Here is a 19,800-nt window from a genome sequence, read left to right as displayed (position 1 = left end):
GTGCCCTTTTTCCTTTATATTTGCGACTCTAATTCTATTGTAAGTCGTGAACGAAAATATCCTTGCCAAACTAAAGATACTGGCAGAATCTGCCAAGTATGATGTATCTTGTGCTTCCAGTGGTACGGTGCGCGCTAATAAGCCCGGCACTTTAGGTAACACAGTGGGGGGATGGGGTATTTGTCATAGTTTTGCAGAGGATGGACGATGCATCTCGTTACTCAAGATCATGCTTACCAATTATTGCATCTATGATTGTGCCTATTGCATCAATCGCCGGAGTAATGATCTTCCGCGGGCAACATTTGCAGTCTCGGAGTTGGTGGAACTTACAATCGAGTTTTATCGCCGCAACTATATCGAAGGATTATTTCTTAGCTCCGGAGTTGTGCGCAATCCGGATTATACAATGGAGCGCCTCGTACGAGTGGCAAAAGATCTCCGTCTGATATATCGTTTTAATGGATACATTCATCTTAAAAGCATTCCGGGTGCCAGTCGCGAACTGGTCAATGAAGCTGGATTGTACGCCGATCGTCTAAGTGTCAATGTAGAAATCCCCAAAGAGGAAAACCTGAAACTCTTGGCTCCGGAGAAAGATCATAAAAGTGTTTTCGCTCCGATGAAGTATATACAACAAGGAGTACTTGAAAGCAAAGAAGAACGTCAAAGGTTTCGTCATGCACCGCGTTTTGCACCAGCCGGACAGAGTACTCAAGTTATTGTGGGCGCTACCTCAGAGTCGGATAAAGATATTCTTTTCCTTTCATCGGCACTTTATCAAGGACCTACCATGAAACGTGTTTATTATTCCGGATATGTCTCTGTGAATACCTACGATAAGCGTCTTCCTGCTCTCAAACAACCACCTTTGGTACGTGAAAACCGTTTGTATCAGGCAGACTGGCTGATGCGTTTTTATCAGTTCAAAGTGGATGAAATAGTAGATGACGCTTATCCGGATCTTGATCTGGAGATTGATCCGAAATTATCGTGGGCTTTGCGCCATCCGGAGCGTTTCCCGGTAGATATCAATAAGGCTGATTATGAGTTGATACTTCGTGTACCTGGCATTGGAGTGAAATCGGCTAAATTGATTGTTGCTTCCCGTCGCTTCTCTCGTTTGGGCTATTACGAATTAAAGAAGATAGGTGTAGTGATGAAAAAAGCACAATATTTCATCACTTGTAAAGAGTTACCTATGCTGACGGTGCATGAGTTGACTCCGCAACGGGTACGTAGTCTTTTAATCCCGAAGCCTAAAAAGAAGATTGATGAACGTCAATTAACATTAGATTTTGGTATTACTCCAATACTAGATACTCCATGATTGTTTTTGTCTACGATAAAACTTTTGACGGTCTGCTGACTGCTGTCTTCGATGCCTATTTCCGTAAGACCTTTCCCGATGTGTTGTTGTCGGAAGGTGATTCATTGCCTTTATTTTATAGTGATATGCATAGGGTCATTACGGATGAAGAGAAAGCTACCCGCGTATGGAAAGGTTTGCAGAAAAAGGTATCTTCTTCTGCTTTGGGATGTCTGACACAAAGCTGGTTGTCGGAACTCCCGGAAGTGGGAATGTTGCTTTTTCGCTATATCCGTAAAGCTATTGATGCCCCTCGCTCTATAGAAACTAATTTTGCGGACCCTGATGTACTCCAACTCGCCCATATATGGAAAAAGGTAGATGGCGAACGAGTACATTTATTACAATTTGTCCGTTTCCAGAAAGCTACTGACGGGACATTTTTTGCAGCATTTGAACCGCAGTTTAATGCGTTGCCACTTACAATCCAGCACTTCAAAGATCGGTTTGCAGATCAGAAATGGATTATTTATGATATGAAACGACGTTATGGCTTTTATTATGATTTGCAAGAAGTTACCGAAGTGTCTTTCGACGATGATAGTCGTGAAGCACATCTTATTACCGGTATGCTGGATGAAAGTTTAATGGATAAGGATGAAAAACTCTTTCAGCAACTCTGGAAGACATATTTTAAAGCTATTTGTATTAAAGAACGACTTAATCCACGAAAGCATAAACAGGATATGCCTGTTCGCTATTGGAAATATCTGACGGAGAAACAGAATTTTTCTTCTCCTTCTTCCAAAAAGTAGAATTCTCGTTTCAGTGTCTATTCAATTCGTTGTACCGTTCATTCGGAAACTCCTGTATGAGTGAGAGAAGATGCCCTTCGTCGTTATTCTTCCAGTTGGTGTCCGCAATATTTGCAAAACCTGGCATTATCTTCATGCCCCGAACGATGGCAGTTGGGACATTCCTTTTCCATTCTTCGTTTATATTCTTTCATCATGGTCACAGATACGATTCCGGTAGGTACAGCAATAATCGTATAACCGATCAACATAACTACAGCCGAAAGGAATTTTCCGAATCCGGTGACCGGCGTAATATCCCCGTAACCAACGGTGGTCATAGTGACGATAGCCCAATAAATACTATTCGGTATGTTATTGAATTCCGAATTAGGTTGTGTACCTTCTATCATGTACATCACAGTTCCGATAGACGTCACCAGGATAACGACGAAAAGAAAGAATACGGCTATCTTCTTACTACTTTCCCGAAGAGAGGCAAGTAAAAGTTCTCCTTCATTTAAAAAATTAAAAAGTTTGAAAACGCGAAATATTCGTATCAGGCGGAAAGCGCGGATAATTAATAAGTAGCGTGCTCCCGGGAAAAGCAGACCGATATAAAGTGGGAGAGTTGCCAATAAATCGACAATACCGAAGAAACTGAAAATATATTTTCTAGGTTGAGGCGAGCAGTAAATTCTTGTTATGTATTCGAAAGTGAAAAAAGCGGTAAAAATATATTCCATGATGACAAACGGAGTTGCCAGATAAGTAGGAAGTCCTTTCAAACTTTCGATGATCACTAATAATACACTAAGGAGAATGAAACAGATAAGAATCACATCGAACAGTTTTCCGGCAGGGGTGTCCGATTCAAAAATGATAACATATAATTTATGTTTCAGTTTCTGATCATACAAAAAATGATGGATTCTTTCTTTCAGTTTCATTATCACGTTTTTAATCAATTACCCAATTCTTGTTATAGGCTTCAGTTTTTTTCGGGTCATAGTTCATACCTTCTTGTGTAGGTATTTTGAGAACGTATTTTTTTCCACTTTTGTTTTTTAAAGAATGTTCCCTCAACCATGGGTTTGCATCTCTCAGCTGGGCATAAGTGATTCCTTGTTGTTTGGCATAGTCGTCCAGATTATCAATTTGCGTGGTAACTTCTATTTCTTTATAAGGAATAGGGGGATACAGATGTTCCTTTTTTAACAGAAAACCGTAACGTTGCGGATTACTAAGAACTTCTTTAATAGCAAGCAGACGGAACATATAACGGGAAGTTTCTTCTACTAACCAAAGATCCATGGCATGGTTGGCAAGTTGTTGTTCGAGCTGGGAAGAGATACGTCCCTGTCCGGCGTTGTAAGAAGCGGATACAGCCATCCAGTCTCCGTACTTGGCGTATGCTTGTTTGAAATATTTACATGCAGCTACTGTTGCTTTTTCTATATGATAACGCTCGTCCACATTATCGTTTACTTCTAAACCAAATTCTCTTGCAGTGGCAGGCATAAACTGCCATAATCCGGCTGCACCGACGGGGGAACGGGCGATATTATTCAGATTACTTTCAATAACCATCAAATATTTGAAGTCGTCGGGGATACCGTTTTCTTTTAGCAAAGGTTCGATAATTGGAAAGTATCGATTAGCTCGCTTAACCAATAACATTGTTGTGGAGTGCATGTAAGTAAATGACATCATTTCACGATCCATCCGCTCCCGACGGTCATAACGGCGTAGATCAATAGTTTCACCGTCAAAAGAGACTTCTTCGGGAACAGTCGGAGGAGTGACGCAATAAGGAACTTCCGACTTGGCGGAATGTTGTTCACTAACCATACTACTACCAATCAGCGTAGGAAGCATGGTTCCGATACCAAACACTAAAATAAGAGAGAGAATATAATTAATTCGATACTGTTTTTTCATTTCGTTGTTAAAAGTTTAATTCTAAATTTATTAATCAGAGAGTGTCTGACATCCTCGGCAATAATAGATACTGCCTCCGAGATAATTTTCTTTTATGATCGTTTCTCCACAGCAGGGACACACTTTGCCAGCCGTATCTTTGGATAAACATGCTACATACTTGCCGTTTTCTCCAAATAAGTCTGTTTCCGTACTACGTCCACCTTGCTGGTAGATGTCATCCATTGTCTTCTTCACTTGATAAAACAAATTTTCCTTCTGTTTGTCGGTCAGTTCACTGATTTTTTTCTTTGGGTGTATGCGTGCATGATATAAAATATCCTGTAATACTCCATTTCCGAGTCCCGGAATTGTCTGTTCGGTCGCTAAAAAAGCCTTGGCGGATTTTTTCTGTACGCTATCTTGGCAGATGAGGTTAAGGAAATATTCTTTGTCGAATGCTTCTGACATCACTTGTGGCTTGTTGCAGGCTGTCAGGTAATATTCAGAAAGAGGAACATCACATTTTCCTTTCAGAAAACACATCAAACCACCATACATACGTACGGAAGCTACGAGACAGCTTTCATCCTCAAATCCTATCAGAAGTTGGTGCTTGGCCGGCAACTTTGCCCCTGGAGCATAATAACGCAAATTTACTCCGTCCGTAAAGACAAGCATCCGGTCCTCTATGGATATTTCCACCATTCCTCCTTGCGACTGGGCGTGGCTGATAACCTTTCCTGTCAGCCATTCTGCATATTCTTCGGGACTTCCGGAGAACCAGGCAAATTTATGAGGAGTAAATTGGGCAAACACATTGGTAATCCGTTTTCCTTTAACAGTATTGTCTAGTTGTTCGCACAAATAACGTGCTTCGGGGGCTTCGATCATATTCTTATTTTTTATATTTCGAAAATGTTCTCTTGCAAAGATAACCTCATTTTACTTTTTTCAAAGAACTTTTTTTGCTTTTTATACGTTTTCTAGTATAGTTAAAAAACAATGGATCCATATGAATATAGTAATTACCGGAGCCACCGGATATATAGGCAAACATCTTTCTAAGTTTCTGACTGAAACGGAAGGACACCGGATACTTCCGCTTGGAAGATCGATGTTTCGTGAGGATATGTCCGGTCATTTGATTCAGACGTTGACCCACTGTGATGTTATTATCAATCTGGCTGGTGCTCCTATCTACCGACGTTGGACTCCTGAATATAAAAAAGAATTGTATGATAGTCGTATTAATACAACTCATCATATTATTCGTATTCTGGGCACTATCAAAACGAAACCGAAATTGTTTATTTCAGCTTCTGCTACAGGATATTATCCTTCAAGGGAAGGAGAAGAACCGGGTGCGGATACAACTGTGTTCGATGAATATAGTAAAGTCAGGGGAGAAGGATTTTTGTCGGATTTATGTTATGCCTGGGAGAAAGAAGCCCATCGATGTCCGGCATCAACGAGAACGGTGATTACTCGCTTCGGTATTGTACTTTCTCCTGATGGAGGAGCTATGCAACAAATGCTGAGATCACTGAAAATGATGAAAGTAGCTACTGCTATAGGTCCTGGTACGCAACCTTTTCCATGGATCAGTATTTGTGATTTGTGTCGTGCAATAGCTTTTATCATTAATAATGAATCATTGCAGGGAACTTTTAATTTGGTTGCTCCCCAACAAATTACCCAATTACCTTTTACGAATGCAATGGCGAAAGCATATCATTCTTGGATGACAGTTAAAGTTCCTCGTACAGTCTTTCGTTTGCTTTATGGTGAAGCGGCTTCGTTTCTGACCACTGGGCAATATGTTCATCCTACACGCTTACTTGATGCCGGTTTCACTTTCTCTGTACCAACAGTGGAAAAATTATTCGAAGGAACAGATCATCATACTGTCAATAAATTGGACCTTTCCCACTATATGGGACATTGGTATGAAATAGCCCGTTTTGATAATCGTTTTGAACGGGGGCTTATTGATGTAACGGCTACTTATACATTACGTCCTAACGGAACGATTCGTGTGGAAAATTGCGGATGTAAAAAGAAAACTCCGTATAATGTTTGTAAAGCAGCTACCGGACGTGCTATTATCCCTGATCTTACTCAACCAGGGAAATTGAAGGTTTCGTTTTTTCCCGGAGTTTATTCTGATTATTATATTATGGAATTGGATGAGGAGAACTATAATTATGCTCTTATTGGCAGTAGCACTGATAAATATCTTTGGATATTAAGCCGTACTCCACAGCTTCCAGAAGAAGTGAAGAAAAAGCTGGTAACCGCTGCTGAACGTCGCGGTTATGATACAACACGTTTGAAGTGGATTGAACAACTTTAAAACTATAATAACATGGATTACAAAATTATTCATCAACCGGAACAGAAATTGTTTAAAACGGAAGTAGATGGTCGTACTGCTTTTGTTGAGTATCGTTTGTTGGGCAATAGCCTTGATATTATTCATACGATTGTCCCTCCACCCATTGAGGGGCGTGGAATTGCAGCCGCATTGGTAAAAGCTACCTATGACTTTGCTTTGCAAAATGGACTGAAACCTAAAGCAACCTGCTCTTATGCAGTGAAATGGCTAGAGCGTCATCCGGAGTTCTTATCACTTTAATGAAATACTCCAATTCGGTAATGACAAGCAAACCTCTATTACAGGATTTTACGATTGCCACCTTTTGAGTAGCGGAAAGAATTCTTTCATACTTGCGCGAGCCTCATCCAAGGTAAATTTTACTTCAGATTCCTTATTAAACTCATTGAGGAACTTTAGATTGTGTTCAATCATTTCGTCCATTGTGCAATCCATAGTAAAATGTCCGTCTGCATAACAATAATGGCAATACTCTTCGTTATTGCTACCATCTGCTTCTTTTCCATAAGTAGAGTCATCTATTGGCATACCACAACTCTGGCAAATTTTTTGTTCCATCTTATTTCTTTTTATATTGTTCGGAAACAAATATAGGTAGTTTTATTGAAAAAGAAACTATCTAACCTTGTTAATTATCAATTCGTTTTAATCGGCATTCGTTTCCATATCCATCGAGGAATCATTTGCCAGAAAAATACGAGAATACGGTAACGTGTGTCTATAATCGCTACCCGTTGTTTTCTCTTAATTGCTTTTACAATACTATATCCTACTTTGTCCGCTTTCATCAGCATTGGATAATGTTTTCCGTCGTTCAACAAAGCTGTCGCAACGAATCCCGGACGGATATCTGTGAAATAAATATTTAGTCTTTGCAGGTGGGCCAGTTGTTCGAGTGCATCGATATAAGTATTCTGAAAACGTTTGGTTGCAGAATAGGCGGGAGCCACTCCCAATCCTTTTGTTCCTGCTATAGAACTTATAACAGCCAGATGACCGCCACCGTTTTCTTTGAAATAAGTAAAAGCACTGTCTACCATCCGGATAAATCCCTCCACATTGGTGCGTGCTGTGTCCAATTCTATCTTGCTATCTAAATTTATATTTTGATAACCTATGCCGGAACTAAGCAGGAATAAGTCCATACCTCCTAACTTATTGATAAGTATTTGCAATTTATCAGTCGCTTCTTCTTGGGTAATGTCTAATTCCTCGATCTCTATCTGATCCGGTGCTATTTTCTGAAAGATTTCGAGTGCAGATCGGCGTCTGCCAGCTACTCCCAGTTTCCAACCTTCCAGTAAAAGTATTTTTGCTACTTCTTGTCCGATACCCGAGGTGGCTCCTATGATAATTGCTCGTTTCATATTGTTAATTATTAAATTGATGTATTACTCTTTTATTCGAAGTTCAGGAAGAATAGTTAGTTTTATCTTAATAAATGGCGGATAGCTTCCAAAGGAGCATATATAAGCATTCTCGGACCGGAGAAATGCATTACTTGTCGCATTCGTTCTCGCATAATGGGTTTGTAGCAATGGACGGTGCACTGTTTACATGAACTTTTGGTTTCTCCAAAAGGACAATGCTCAAGACGGGCATGTGCATACCGGAGCAATTCTTCACACTTCGGGCAAAGCGTAATATTCTTCTCCTTTTTCCGGCAGTAGAGGCGTATCATTATCTCAACTGTCTTTTTTTCTTGTTCAATGCGCGATTTCTTTCTTTTCTCCATAACTGAATATGGGAGCAAAGATAATAAATTGACAGAAAACTATTGTATCTTTGCAGCATGAAAAAGCTATTATGTCCGCAGTGTAAGATTGCTGCTATGTATGTGAAGAATGATTTGGGAGAAAGATTACTGGTTTATGTAATGGAGAATGGAGAGGTTGTTCCGAAACAACAAGGAACTTCTATGGAAGGTTTCGATTTGACAGAGGTCTATTGTTTAGGCTGCTCTTGGCATGGTTCTCCTAAAAGATTAGAAAAGAGATAATAAATCTATGCTCCGTTTTTTTTGATTTAAGTCAATGAAAGAGGCGCAGAAAACTAAATTTTATTCGTTGGATTCTCCGTATCTTTGTGCCTGATTTTAGAACACAGATGTATGGCAACTTCTAAAGAAATGACGGCAGGACCGGCATTACCTCTAATTTTAAAGTTTACACTGCCGTTATTACTTGGCAATCTATTGCAACAAACATATTCACTTGTGGATGCTGCAATAGTTGGAAAGTTCTTGGGAATAAACTCATTAGCTTCTGTTGGAGCAAGTACATCGGTTGTCTTTCTTATTCTAGGCTTTTGTAATGGTTGTTGCGGCGGATTTGGGATTCCTGTAGCGCAGAAGTTTGGAGCACGAGATTATAGTACGATGCGCAGTTATGTTGCCGTCAGCCTGAAACTGGCTGTTGGGATGTCTTTGGCCATTGCTGTTATTACCAGTATCTATTGTGCCGATATACTTCGTATAATGCGTACACCGGAAATTATTTTTGACGGAGCTTATGATTATCTGTTTGTTACCTTTATCGGCATCCCGGCAACTTTCTTCTATAATCTTCTTTCGAGTATTATTCGTGCATTAGGGGATAGTAAAACACCTTTCTGGTTTTTGCTCTTATCTACCGTATTAAATATCGTTCTCGATTTATTCTGTATTCTGGTACTCGATTGGGGAGTGGCGGGAGCTGCCATTGCCACTGTTGTCTCGCAGGGACTTTCGGCGGTTCTATGCTATATTTATATGCGCAGGAAGTTTGAAATATTACAGAGCTCTCCAAAAGAACGACGATTCCAACCAAAATTGGCTAAGACATTGCTTTATATAGGTGTACCTATGGGATTGCAGTTTTCCATTACTGCAATTGGCAGTATAATGCTCCAGAGTGCTAACAATGCGTTGGGAACGGCTTGTGTAGCGGCATTTACATCGGCTATGCGTATCAAAATGTTCTTTATCTGTACATTTGAGAGTTTGGGTATTGCCATGGCAACTTACAGCGGACAGAATTACGGAGCCGGTAAACCGGAACGTGTTTGGTTAGGAATTAAAGCCAGTGTACTGATGATGTTAATTTATACAGCACTGACTTTTGTACTGTTGATGGTGGGATCTAAGTATTTTGCTTTGATTTTTGTAGATCCTTCGGAGACGGAAATTCTGAAAAATACAGAACTCTTCCTTCATGTTGCTTGCTGCTTTTTCCCTGTACTCGGATTGCTTTGTATTCTCCGTTATACCATTCAGGGAGTGGGATATACGAATCTTGCTATGTTTTCCGGCGTTTCGGAAATGATTGCTCGTATACTAGTCAGTATTTATGCAGTGCCGGCTTTCGGTTTCATAGCCGTTTGTTTTGGTGACCCGACCGCGTGGATCGCAGCGGATTTATTTTTAATTCCTGCATTTATTTATGTCTATCGCAGGTTAAAGAAAAGTTGTCTCACACCTATATCTTCTTCCAAAGAAGAGGAATTGGAATATTCTGCTTAATCTAGTTAATAACCGAGATTAGGATTGACTTAAAAGAAAGAGTTTTTACGAACGCCCTTATCTATAGACATTTCATTGCTTGCGAAGGGTAAAATTAGATTGTCAATCTTTGGGCTAATTTCGTGTAATAAAGATCTTTGTAATTTTCTTGATTCCCCGATTTTATTCTGTATAAGAATTTCCTCCCCATTGATGCTGCTTGAACATAAGTTGTTTCGGAGGAAATAAGTTCCGGTTGTTAGATCCATAGTATTCAGTTCACTACAAAAGAACGTTTTTAGAATTCCGCCTCTTTTTGCAGACAGATTGTTTCGCCATAAACAGGATGGCAGAACTCAATATATTCGGCATGCAAATAAAGTCTGTTGGCTTTCATTCCATAAAGTTCATCTCCTACGATGGGACAACCCAGACCTTGCGGATGGGCGGCATGTATGCGTAACTGGTGTGTGCGTCCGGTTTTGGGATAAAAGAGGATACGGATATATTCTCCCGAACTTTCCAATACCTGATATTCAGTGATTGCAGTTTTACCATATTCTTCGCTGACCATTTGTCGGGGGCGGTCTAATGGATTCAAGCAAAGAGGAAGTTCGATCCTTCCGTTTTTCTTTATTGGTTTTTCAAGTTTGCTTCCATCGAGTAGAGCAATATATCGTTTCTTGATTGTATGATTTTCAAATTGTGCTTGTAAATGTTGATGCACTTCTTTGGTTTTAGCAATGAGTAATAATCCGGAAGTTGCCATATCCAGGCGATGGACAATCATTGGTCCGGTTGCATTTGGATATTTCTTTCGCACACGTTGAAAAACAGAGTCTACTGTTTCTATTTTACCCGGTACAGATAGTATTCCGGAGGGCTTATTGACTACCAGCAACCATTCATCTTCAAAAACAATTTCTAAATCCATATGTGGACGTGGGTCAGTAGTGAGAGGATTCTCGTCCACCTCCAATCCTTGTAGCATATGTTTCAAGATGGGCTCACATTTGCCTTTACAGGAAGGGTAATAATAACCATGATGCCGTACTTCCGTTTTAGGTGAGTTTCCCCACCAAAATTCAGCCATTGCTAAAGGTTTCAATTGGTGGAGATAAGCATATTGTAATAATTTAGGTAATGCGCATTCACCAGCCCCTCCGGGAGGAATCTTATGTACCGTTTCTTTGAAAATAGTACATAGGTCTTTTACTTCTCCTTTGGCATTTAGCATTCGGAACTGTTGGAAAAGTTTCTGTTGTAAGGCAGCGGAACGTTCTTTCCTTTCCATCTTTAAATCTTCTATGGCTGTCTCGAATGCTACAACTTCTGCTTTTCGTTCTTCTAATAATTTTTTCCATTTCCGTTCCAATCTCTTAAAATTGGCTTTCTGAAACTGGCTTTCTTTGATAAGAGCTGTTTGTTCTTCCTCAGAAAGAGAAGCTACGGATTGACGTCGGAGCTCCCTTGCTTCTTTGTTTGCTTTCAGTTCGGCTTTGGCTTTGGTTAATGCAACGGTTGCCTGTTCAGTTTCTGTTTTTAGTCTTTGTTTTAAAGTCTGATAGGTGGGGTCGGCTTCCAATTCTTTTATTCGTGAATTAATAGTAGAGATCTGTTCTTCTTCTATCTTGAAGAAACCTTGTGGTTGCAATAGATCATAGACAGGAGGGACAAAAAAAGGATGTAGATTTTTTCCCGCCAGATTGCCGGAGAAAGCTGCCAGATAACTTATCATTTCTTTATTGTCCTGCACAATTAGAACACCGAACATTTTACCCAAAGATAATTCTTCTTGCCATTTCACTTGCGTCTCAATAAATGCTTTTACCTCTTCTGTGGCTAACACGCATAATGGATGAGGCGTATAATGAAAAGGATATGTGAATTTCTCCGGTAACGGAATGTGGGAAATCGATTGGCTGAAAAAATGTTTCATCAGTTCGTATATAGCTATCTTTACGGGTGCAAAAGTAAACTAAATCTGCGAAATTTGTTCTATATTTGTTTTAGAGTTTAAAAAGGTATTGAAGAATCGTATGGAGAATAAACCGAAATTTGCCTTTGTAGGCAACAGTCATATGGCATTCTGGGCTTTGAATGTCTATTTCCCGCAGTGGGAGTGTTTCAATTATGGTGCTCCCGGTGGAGGATTGTCCTATGTGGAATCATTTGATAAAGACACTTCTGATTGTCAGGTCGTTATTCAGTTTGGTACGAATGATATTTATCAGTTGAATGAGGAAAATGTGGATGATTATGTGGAACGATATGTGAAAGCTGTACTTGTTATTCCTTCCTTGAAAACATTTCTGTTCTGTATTTTTCCTCGTAATGATTATGATGATTATAGTACGGCAGTGAATCGTTTTATACGTGTTCTTAATCAGAAAATACAACGTAAACTGGCAGGAACGGGTATTGTTTATCTGGATGTATTCAATCGGCTATTGTCGGATGGACGATTGAATCCGGAAATGACTATCGATGATTTACATCTGAATGGAAAAGGATACAGTATATTATCAGATACTCTGAAACAAGCTGTGCTCAGATCCAACGAGTCCTCTTTGTAAAAAATAGCTTTTATTCTTTATTGAGAGCCATATCATTTATTTTTCCTATTTTTGCAGCCAATAATTGATGTATAATCTCCATAAAACAATAAAAACTATGGCTCAAGTAATTATTAACTCGTATGAAGAATTTGAAAAACTGGTTGGACAGCAGATCGGTGTTTCCGATTATGTAGAACTTTCTCAGGAACGTATTAACCTTTTTGCTGATGCAACGCTGGATCATCAATGGATTCATGTGGACACAGAGCGTGCTAAAGTAGAAAGTCCTTATAAAAGCACCATCGCTCATGGCTATTTGACCTTGTCTATGCTTCCTTATTTGTGGAACCAGATCATTCAGGTGAATAATTTGAAAATGATGATCAATTACGGTATGGACAAAATGAAATTTGGTCAGGCTGTGTTGTCAGGTCAGAGTATACGTTTGGTAACTACGTTGCATTCATTGACGAACTTGCGTGGTGTGGCAAAAGCAGAGATCAAGTTTGCTATTGAGATAAAAGACCAACCTAAGAAAGCATTAGAGGGAATAGCAGTATTCTTGTATTATTTCAATTGATAAGTAGGTCTTTACCTTTTATTGATACTAATTTTTCTCTTACGGAATAAATAGATGATGCGATTCTGATATTTCAAAATCGCATCATTTGCGTAATACATAGCTGATGTAATGTTATTAAGCAAACCACTTGTCAATATGCCTTTGCCTCATATTCTTTATTTATCCCATTCATTCTTTTTGTTTCTTCTTTTTCGATAGATTCCGTATTGCCGATTTCACAGCTGCTGATCCTTGTTCTTCTTTAGCTATTTCTATCATCATCCAAAACTCTTGCAATAATTCCGGAATCGGTTGGCAAAGCTTATAAGCCAGTTTGATACAAAGGCTTTGTATGCCTGGTGGTTCTTGTTTAGAAAGCATGTGGTTCAGGCAGAAGTCTAGAAAATCTACTCTGGTGGTATCTTTAAAAGACTGTTTTTCCAATAATTGCAAAAGAATCCGTCTTTTTCCGGAATGGGGACAATGGAGAACTTCTTCAATAAGCTCCTCCTGTTTGCTTTCCAGCCATTTTCTTTCCGAAAGAGGTAAATGACTACATGTCCAAAGAGCCTGATAGGAGATATAATTGTCTTTGTCAAAGATCAGTTGGTAAAGCTCTTCTTTACGTGAACTGTTGTATTTTATTTGATATATGAGAGAGTGAATATCCTCAATATGGAAACGTTTGGACAACTGATTGACGAAAGGAGCCGTTATTTCCATGTGTAAAATAGGAAAAGGTTTGCCGGAAGGGTCCGTTACATCGCGTCCGATTACATCAAATCCTCTGTTTAGATAAAACTGCAAAGCTTTTTCGTTCTGTTCATTTACATCGACCTTAGTTATCTGTTTTTTGTTTACGGCAAAGTCAATCAATTGTTTGCCATAGCCTTTCCCTTGTGCATCAGGATGAACAAACAGCATTTCAATTAATTCATCGCTTAATCCCATGAAAGCAACGATTCGGTTATCTTCACGACGTATGATGTACAAATCTACAGCCGGCAGATATTGTTCCCGTACCAATGGCTTATAATATCGGATATTCTCTTCCGTCAAGAAATGATGCGTACTACGAACTGAAGCTTCCCATAACAGAGTCAGCTCGTTATAATCTTGTAAAGTGGGTTGGGAAATCATGTGATTGTATCTAGTCTTTATTATTTATGCAAAGATAGTTTTTTATAGAGATATATCCTTAAAGAGACGAACAAAATGTGGATAGATAGGTTGTAATTGCCTGAAATTAAATTAAAGTAGTTATGAATCAGTCTGTATTAATTAATAGAGTATTAATCTTCGACGGAATCAATGAGAAGGTTATCAAAGGGAATATTCTAGTGGAAGAAGGACATATTCAGAAGATCTCTGAGTTGCCGATTTCTGCTGAAGGGGCAACAGTGATAGATGGAAAAGGTAAGTTTCTCATGCCGGGATTGATTGACGCTCATTGGCATTCGTATATGTCATGCAATACTATGATGGATTTGCTGGTAGCAGACGATGCTTATACTCAGTTTAAAGCGGGACATGAAGCCGGAAAGACATTATTACGGGGATTTACTACCATTCGAGATGCAGGCGGTCCGGTTTTCGGATTAAAGCGTGCGATTGATGAAGGGATATTATCCGGACCAAGGATTTATCCGAGTGGTTCCATCATCTCGCAGACCGGTGGGCATGGTGACTTTCGGGCAGTTTATGAAGAACCTCGTCCGTTTGATTGTTGTGGACTGACACATACCGAAGAAATCGGAGCTGCGATCATTGCGGATGGGGTAGATGCTGTTACTGTGGCTGCCCGTAACAATCTTCGTTTGGGAGCCAGTCAGATAAAGTTGATGACGGGTGGGGGAGTTGCTTCACTTTATGACCGTTTGGAAGATATCCAATATTTTGAAGAAGAGATTAATGCAGCAGTAAAAGCTGCGGAAGATGTCGGTACTTACGTGATGGTTCATGTATATGTGCCGAGAGCAATTTCCCGAGCTATTCATGCAGGAGTGAAAAGTATTGAACATGGCCATTTGATTGATGAACCAACGATGGCACTGATTGCAGAAAAAGACGTATGGCTAAGTATGCAACCATTTACTTTGGAAGATAATCAATATCCGACAAAAGAACAACAAGCTAAGCATGAAATGGTGGTTCATGGTACGGATAGTACTTATCAGTTAGCCAAGAAATACAAAGTAAATCTGGCATGGGGAACCGATTTATTGTTTAATCCGGCTAATACAGTCAATGAGAATAAAGGAATTGGCAAATTACAAAAATGGTTCAGCAATTTTGAAATCTTGAAAATGGTTACTCATGATAATGCGGAGTTACTTGCTCTCTCCGGTTCACGAAATCCCTATCCGGGTAAGTTGGGAGTCATTGAAGAAGGGGCTCTGGCTGATCTGATTCTGGTAGAGGGCAACGCTTTGGAAGACGTCACCCTTCTGGAGCATCCGGAAAGGAATATGCTTTTGATTATGAAAGACGGACAGATTTATAAAAATACCCTTTCATCAAGCGAGTAAATAATAACACAGATGGTCATATATCTGTCCGTTATAAATCTGTTCTGCTTGATGAAGTATTCCTTCATAGATGAATCCGTTCTTTTTAAGAACTTTTTGTGAACGTTCATTGTGTGGATAGCAATTGGCAGATATGAGTTGGAGTTTCAGTTCTTCAAAACCATATTGAAGTACTGCTTGTGTAGCCTCAGTTGCATACCCATGTCCCCAATGTGATTCGTCAATCCAATATCCCAACATGCGTGCCTGTGGATTTTCCCGTTTCGGATCGGGAACAATACCGATAGAACCGATCAAATGCTGCGTGTTTTTGAGCGTGATTGCCCAAACATTTTCTTGTCCGATGAAAACAGTTTGAAGAATAGTAAGAGACTCTTCAAAAGTTTCGTGCGGTTTCCATCCTGCATTATTTCCTAAATTGGGATTCTGGCAAGAGATAAAAAATTGCTCTGCATCACTTTCGGAGAAGGGGCGTAACAACAAACGTTCTGTATGAAGAGTTGGTGATGCTATCATTTCGAGGATGTAAATTAAACTGTGTCAAGCAACGCAAAACGCAGATTGCTTGACACAGCTATGATTTTTATTAATTTAGATAATTATCCTATTATCCATTTACTGCCTGGTATGAATGAGATAATCTTTGCGGTTACGTAACAGCTAATGAATGTACTCACTGCAATACATGGAATGGCAGCAACAGTTGGTAATGCCAGTGTGCCTTTGAATACTGTTACCCAAAATCCGAGCCAGAATATGTGCATAAGGTACATGCCATAGCTGAGTTTTGATAATTCTGTTATGATTCGTGGAGACTTCGGACTGTTTATACATGTAAACATAAGGAATGTTCCTGCAGTGAGAAGCACACAGTTGATGGTGCAGAAAGCCCACCCAATCTCTATTATAGGGGTGGAATGAGTGATTCCAGGTATAGCCTGAACATAGAATGAGTAGATGGTCCATGCAGCACCGACAATCATTAAAATGGCTCCTATAGTGAGACGTTTGGAACGGTTCCATGTAAGGTGTACGTGTATGTAATGTGCAAGTACAAGGTATCCCAAGTAACCAGAGAAGTACCACAACATGTGATATTCATTCCAAAAACATTGTCCCCACAATTCACCGCACCAACGGTTGAGATACGGCATACATGTTGATAGCAGGAATAACCCTATGAAGAAACGCTCTTCTTTTGCCGTAGCTTTTTTCAGCCATGGTGATATAATAGGTATGAACAGATAAATGCTGATCAACGGATACATGAACCAGAAATGTCCGGCTTGTGACGGGAAGTTCAGTAATAATCGTGATAAATCCTGAATTGATGTTGCTCCATCTATTTGTCCCCACAATAATGGTAGGGTACTGTATAATATCATGAATATGAAAAACGGTGGCAGAATACGGAGGCAGCGCTTACCATAGAATTGCCATGTGGTCTGTCCCTCCTTCATGGGAGCAAGAAGAAAGGCGGAAACAATTATAAACAATGGTACTGACATGCGGGAAAAACCGTCATACAAAGATACCCACAACCGATCTGCCTCAGTGGCTAAAAAAGATTGCGGACCTGCCATGTCTGTGGAGCCGGGAGCACCATAAAAATTTTCACTAGCGTGGACAAGCATGACGAGAAAGCATGCAAATACGCGTACATAATCCAAAAAAACAATGCGTTTCATTTTAGTTTGAGTATTCTTGTTAGTAATAGTAAGATGATTTCTGTTTTGTCTTTTTATACGAAGCATGCATTCGTGACAGAGATACTTTGTTGATTTTCCGGATGCTGCTTATCGGAGGGCAAAGGTATAAAAAAACTTGATATACCTAACAATATATGGAAATAATCAGGGCATCAGATATAAAAGTGTAGTGAAACTTATAGTTTCATATACTGAGACCGATAGTTTCATAGTAGTGAAACCTTTAGTTTCACCGTATGAAACTAACAGTTTCACACTGAGAAACAAAGAGTTTCCCTATATGAAACCAATGGTTTCAAGGCTTGAAACAAAAGGTTTCAAGTGATGAAACTATGAGTATCACCGCATGGAATTCCATGCTCATGCCTATCGGTTGGCTGTGAAATGTTATCGACTTCTGAATTAGTTATCTGCTTACATGTGACGGGTGATGGAAATTCACCAAATATATTCTTCTGTGTAGCGATCAAAAGTTGGTCTATCAGTAATTCCTTTATTACGGAATACCTGTTGGATGTACTTTTGATCTTTAGGCAACAGATAACGTTCTTCCCGGTAGAACCGGTAATAGCTTGTTTTGCCAAAGTGCAAGATTAGATGTTTACGGATACTGACAGCATCTTCGTAAGGCAGTCTTTCCAGTAATCGTTTGATTCCCCAAGCAACTTGAACTCTTTCGGCAGTGTGAAAATATGGGCATTTGTTGGAATCTTCCGGATAACAGACTGGACTTACAGCAGTGATAAAAGGAATGTTAGGTGTGTCATTTTCTGTAATTAAATAACGCAGACATTTGGAAGCTTGTAAACATTGGGCGTTGAAACAACGGGCAAAGCTATAAGGAGCTGATTGGTTAGTTTCTTGTTTCATTTTATGTGAAATATTATTTTTTACAAAGGTAGGAGTTTTAATTAAGAAAGAGAAATATAATGGGGTATCTTTGTTGAAAAATGTTTGAGTAAGATGGTAATACTGAGAAATTTTGGTCTATAGATGTAATCTGCGGTCTTTAATATGTTATTATTTAATCATAATGCTTCTTTTTTTGTTATAACTCCATAATAATAGCTTAAGTTATCATCTAAAATAATGAGTGTTACCTCATATCCTACTCTTTTGAAAGTAGGATATGAGTTTTTTCTGCTTGATTGTATTTAATGAAACTTATTTAGAGTTGTAATTTTGAATGTATTAAAGGTAAATCTAATTTATTGCCATTTTACGCAAATATGGTTAAACGACAAATATGGATTATTAATTTAAGAGGATATTTATCTCAATAATATATATATATTATGTAGGAATTAGTTATTTTTGCAAAGAAAATGATTGTCAATAAAATGAGTACATTCCGTTCCATAGAAGAATTAGTTAAAAGCCTTGATCGGGAAAAAGAACTCTTGAAGGATATGTTTGCCAAAAGGAAATCTCTTTCATTTCACTACGATTATGCCTTGGAAATGACGGAATATAAAGAAGAACGTATCCGTTATTTGATTGATTATGGTGTTATTCGGGATACTGGTGATTTTTTGGAGATGGAAGATATTTATCTAAAGTTCTTTGAAGATGTGCTCGAAGTAAATGAAGAAATTAATGTTTCTTTTGTACAGGATTATCTTACACGACTTAATGAATCTATCGACTATTATCTGACTGAGAGTAATGAACACCGTAAATATAATTATCAGCGGGAAGTAAAACGTTGTTTAAAAAACATAGCTCTTACTACAGTCCGTAATGTGATGGACTTAAAAAGAAATATGGATAATGCGTATAAAAACGAACCCAATTATAAGATAAAGAAGACCAAACTTGTCAGGCTTGATGAGAAACGAAAAAACATAGCCCTATTGATTCGGAAAAGTGAGGAACTGATTGATGTGGGACAACCTGTTTTTTTCCGGGTGGCGATGGATGTGCAAATGCGTAATGTGGTGAGCGACGTGAAGCTTCAACTGAATGATTCGTATCATAATCTGATTGAAATCCAAAAGCAAATAATCCATTATCTGAATCTCATAGACTACCAGAACCGCATCCTTGAAAAAGCGAAGAAACTGAAATACCTGAAAGACCAATTCCTTCTGGAAGAATATACCAATATACGTCAGGTTCTGTCTCAAAAGAATCCTGTGTGGATGGAATCGCAGACGGGATATCGTATTAAACTATCCATTGATTGTTTACGTACTTCCGACGATGCTTTTCAGGTGATCCGAAAACTGGCTTCCAGGCAAAAAAGTATTTCCAAAGGTATGAAACAAGTGGCGGAACCTATTCCGGAAGAATATTTGGGAGAACAGTCGCAAGTAATTGATACCGTAAATTTACAGGAAGTTCACAATGCTTTTATGGCATCCGGCACCCATCTGTTTTACTTCGTGATGAACTATTCTTATCGTAAAAAAGTGAGCCGAAATGAAAAGCTGGTCTTTTTCTGCCAGTTAGCCTCACAATTCGCAGATGAATTGCTTTTTACTACTACATACGAGGTTTCCGACGATGTGGAATATCCTTTAATTTATGCCCAATAAGATTGAA

20 protein-coding genes and 1 pseudogene are annotated in these 19,800 nt (G+C 39.0%); 10 read left to right on the top strand and 11 right to left on the bottom strand.

Going from position 1 to position 19,800, the window contains the following annotated elements:
• Nucleotides 1-46: 46 nt before the first annotated feature.
• Both CZ225_RS18190 and CZ225_RS18185 read left to right on the top strand, forming a co-directional pair.
• The gene (locus CZ225_RS18190; RefSeq protein WP_077154907.1) at nucleotides 47-1,330 is read left to right on the top strand and encodes a putative DNA modification/repair radical SAM protein; all 1,284 of its coding nucleotides are present in this window, start codon (nucleotides 47-49) and stop codon (nucleotides 1,328-1,330) included.
• A complete protein-coding gene (locus tag CZ225_RS18185; RefSeq protein ID WP_077154906.1) occupies nucleotides 1,327-2,124 on the top strand; it encodes a TIGR03915 family putative DNA repair protein in 798 nt (265 codons plus the stop codon). Before CZ225_RS18190 ends, CZ225_RS18185 begins: the two co-directional genes overlap by 4 nt.
• Before the next feature lie 83 nt (nucleotides 2,125-2,207).
• Here CZ225_RS18185 and CZ225_RS18180 read toward each other — a convergent pair whose 3' ends face one another.
• The 3 genes from CZ225_RS18180 to CZ225_RS18170 are packed head-to-tail and all read right to left on the bottom strand — an operon-like array spanning nucleotide 2,208 to nucleotide 4,917.
• The gene (locus tag CZ225_RS18180) at nucleotides 2,208-3,053 is read right to left on the bottom strand and encodes an ion transporter (RefSeq protein WP_077154905.1); all 846 of its coding nucleotides are present in this window, start codon (nucleotides 3,051-3,053) and stop codon (nucleotides 2,208-2,210) included.
• Nucleotides 3,054-3,063: 10 nt separating this feature from the next.
• Nucleotides 3,064-4,044 (bottom strand): lytic transglycosylase domain-containing protein, encoded by a 981-nt coding sequence (locus CZ225_RS18175; protein WP_077154904.1) that lies wholly within the window; start codon nucleotides 4,042-4,044, stop codon nucleotides 3,064-3,066.
• 30 nt (nucleotides 4,045-4,074) lie between these two features.
• Nucleotides 4,075-4,917 carry an endonuclease VIII gene (locus tag CZ225_RS18170; protein ID WP_077154903.1) on the bottom strand — a complete coding sequence of 281 codons (843 nt, stop codon included), beginning with the start codon at nucleotides 4,915-4,917 and terminating at the stop codon, nucleotides 4,075-4,077.
• A 121-nt stretch (nucleotides 4,918-5,038) separates the two neighbouring features.
• Between CZ225_RS18170 and CZ225_RS18165 the strand changes: the two genes are divergently transcribed.
• Both CZ225_RS18165 and CZ225_RS18160 read left to right on the top strand, forming a co-directional pair.
• Nucleotides 5,039-6,379 carry a TIGR01777 family oxidoreductase gene (locus CZ225_RS18165; protein WP_077154902.1) on the top strand — a complete coding sequence of 447 codons (1,341 nt, stop codon included), beginning with the start codon at nucleotides 5,039-5,041 and terminating at the stop codon, nucleotides 6,377-6,379.
• A gap of 12 nt (nucleotides 6,380-6,391) precedes the next feature.
• The gene (locus CZ225_RS18160; protein WP_077154901.1) at nucleotides 6,392-6,661 is read left to right on the top strand and encodes a GNAT family N-acetyltransferase; all 270 of its coding nucleotides are present in this window, start codon (nucleotides 6,392-6,394) and stop codon (nucleotides 6,659-6,661) included.
• A 48-nt stretch (nucleotides 6,662-6,709) separates the two neighbouring features.
• On the opposite strand, the gene CZ225_RS18155 is transcribed toward CZ225_RS18160, so the two are convergent.
• The 3 genes from CZ225_RS18155 to CZ225_RS18145 form a co-directional block, all read right to left on the bottom strand.
• The gene (locus CZ225_RS18155) at nucleotides 6,710-6,979 is read right to left on the bottom strand and encodes a zinc ribbon domain-containing protein (protein ID WP_077154900.1); all 270 of its coding nucleotides are present in this window, start codon (nucleotides 6,977-6,979) and stop codon (nucleotides 6,710-6,712) included.
• A 77-nt stretch (nucleotides 6,980-7,056) separates the two neighbouring features.
• Nucleotides 7,057-7,788 carry an SDR family NAD(P)-dependent oxidoreductase gene (locus tag CZ225_RS18150; protein ID WP_077154899.1) on the bottom strand — a complete coding sequence of 244 codons (732 nt, stop codon included), beginning with the start codon at nucleotides 7,786-7,788 and terminating at the stop codon, nucleotides 7,057-7,059.
• A gap of 62 nt (nucleotides 7,789-7,850) precedes the next feature.
• The gene (locus CZ225_RS18145; RefSeq protein ID WP_077155882.1) at nucleotides 7,851-8,156 is read right to left on the bottom strand and encodes a nitrous oxide-stimulated promoter family protein; all 306 of its coding nucleotides are present in this window, start codon (nucleotides 8,154-8,156) and stop codon (nucleotides 7,851-7,853) included.
• A 57-nt stretch (nucleotides 8,157-8,213) separates the two neighbouring features.
• On the opposite strand from CZ225_RS18145, the gene CZ225_RS18140 reads away from it, so the two are divergent.
• Nucleotides 8,214-8,420 (top strand): hypothetical protein, encoded by a 207-nt coding sequence (locus tag CZ225_RS18140; protein WP_077154898.1) that lies wholly within the window; start codon nucleotides 8,214-8,216, stop codon nucleotides 8,418-8,420.
• A 111-nt stretch (nucleotides 8,421-8,531) separates the two neighbouring features.
• Nucleotides 8,532-9,920, top strand: coding sequence for an MATE family efflux transporter (locus CZ225_RS18135; RefSeq protein WP_077154897.1), 1,389 nt, complete (start codon nucleotides 8,532-8,534; stop codon nucleotides 9,918-9,920).
• Between the two features lie 277 nt (nucleotides 9,921-10,197).
• Here CZ225_RS18135 and CZ225_RS18125 read toward each other — a convergent pair whose 3' ends face one another.
• On the bottom strand, nucleotides 10,198-11,838 hold the full coding sequence (locus tag CZ225_RS18125) for an RluA family pseudouridine synthase (protein ID WP_077154895.1): 1,641 nt from the start codon (nucleotides 11,836-11,838) through the stop codon (nucleotides 10,198-10,200).
• 100 nt (nucleotides 11,839-11,938) lie between these two features.
• Between CZ225_RS18125 and CZ225_RS18120 the strand changes: the two genes are divergently transcribed.
• Complete coding sequence (locus CZ225_RS18120; protein WP_077154894.1) at nucleotides 11,939-12,475, top strand: SGNH/GDSL hydrolase family protein; 537 nt, start codon at nucleotides 11,939-11,941, stop codon at nucleotides 12,473-12,475.
• A 97-nt stretch (nucleotides 12,476-12,572) separates the two neighbouring features.
• A complete protein-coding gene (locus CZ225_RS18115) occupies nucleotides 12,573-13,037 on the top strand; it encodes a MaoC family dehydratase (RefSeq protein WP_025073801.1) in 465 nt (154 codons plus the stop codon).
• A 171-nt stretch (nucleotides 13,038-13,208) separates the two neighbouring features.
• Here CZ225_RS18115 and CZ225_RS24910 read toward each other — a convergent pair whose 3' ends face one another.
• The gene (locus CZ225_RS24910; protein WP_083714664.1) at nucleotides 13,209-14,159 is read right to left on the bottom strand and encodes a GNAT family N-acetyltransferase; all 951 of its coding nucleotides are present in this window, start codon (nucleotides 14,157-14,159) and stop codon (nucleotides 13,209-13,211) included.
• A gap of 122 nt (nucleotides 14,160-14,281) precedes the next feature.
• On the opposite strand from CZ225_RS24910, the gene CZ225_RS18105 reads away from it, so the two are divergent.
• Nucleotides 14,282-15,547: a metal-dependent hydrolase family protein gene (locus CZ225_RS18105; protein WP_077154893.1), complete on the top strand. Its 1,266-nt coding sequence runs from the start codon at nucleotides 14,282-14,284 to the stop codon at nucleotides 15,545-15,547.
• Here the strand turns inward: CZ225_RS18105 and CZ225_RS18100 are convergent.
• The 3 genes and pseudogenes from CZ225_RS18100 to CZ225_RS18090 all read right to left on the bottom strand — a co-directional run.
• Nucleotides 15,545-16,063 (bottom strand): annotated as a pseudogene (locus tag CZ225_RS18100) (GNAT family N-acetyltransferase); the annotation flags it as partial. The gene CZ225_RS18105 and the pseudogene CZ225_RS18100 overlap by 3 nt on opposite strands.
• 83 nt (nucleotides 16,064-16,146) lie before the next feature.
• Nucleotides 16,147-17,235 carry an acyltransferase gene (locus CZ225_RS18095; protein WP_077155881.1) on the bottom strand — a complete coding sequence of 363 codons (1,089 nt, stop codon included), beginning with the start codon at nucleotides 17,233-17,235 and terminating at the stop codon, nucleotides 16,147-16,149.
• 459 nt (nucleotides 17,236-17,694) lie between these two features.
• Complete coding sequence (locus tag CZ225_RS18090; protein ID WP_077154891.1) at nucleotides 17,695-18,126, bottom strand: DUF6078 family protein; 432 nt, start codon at nucleotides 18,124-18,126, stop codon at nucleotides 17,695-17,697.
• Between the two features lie 470 nt (nucleotides 18,127-18,596).
• Here CZ225_RS18090 and CZ225_RS18085 point away from each other — a divergent pair, with 470 nt between their 5' ends.
• Complete coding sequence (locus CZ225_RS18085; RefSeq protein ID WP_077155880.1) at nucleotides 18,597-19,793, top strand: hypothetical protein; 1,197 nt, start codon at nucleotides 18,597-18,599, stop codon at nucleotides 19,791-19,793.
• Nucleotides 19,794-19,800 lie beyond the last annotated feature (7 nt).

Source organism: Bacteroides bouchesdurhonensis (assembly GCF_900155865.1).
In the GTDB taxonomy this organism is placed as follows: Bacteria; Bacteroidota; Bacteroidia; order Bacteroidales; family Bacteroidaceae; genus Bacteroides; species Bacteroides bouchesdurhonensis.
This window is presented reverse-complemented; position numbering and strand designations above follow the sequence as displayed.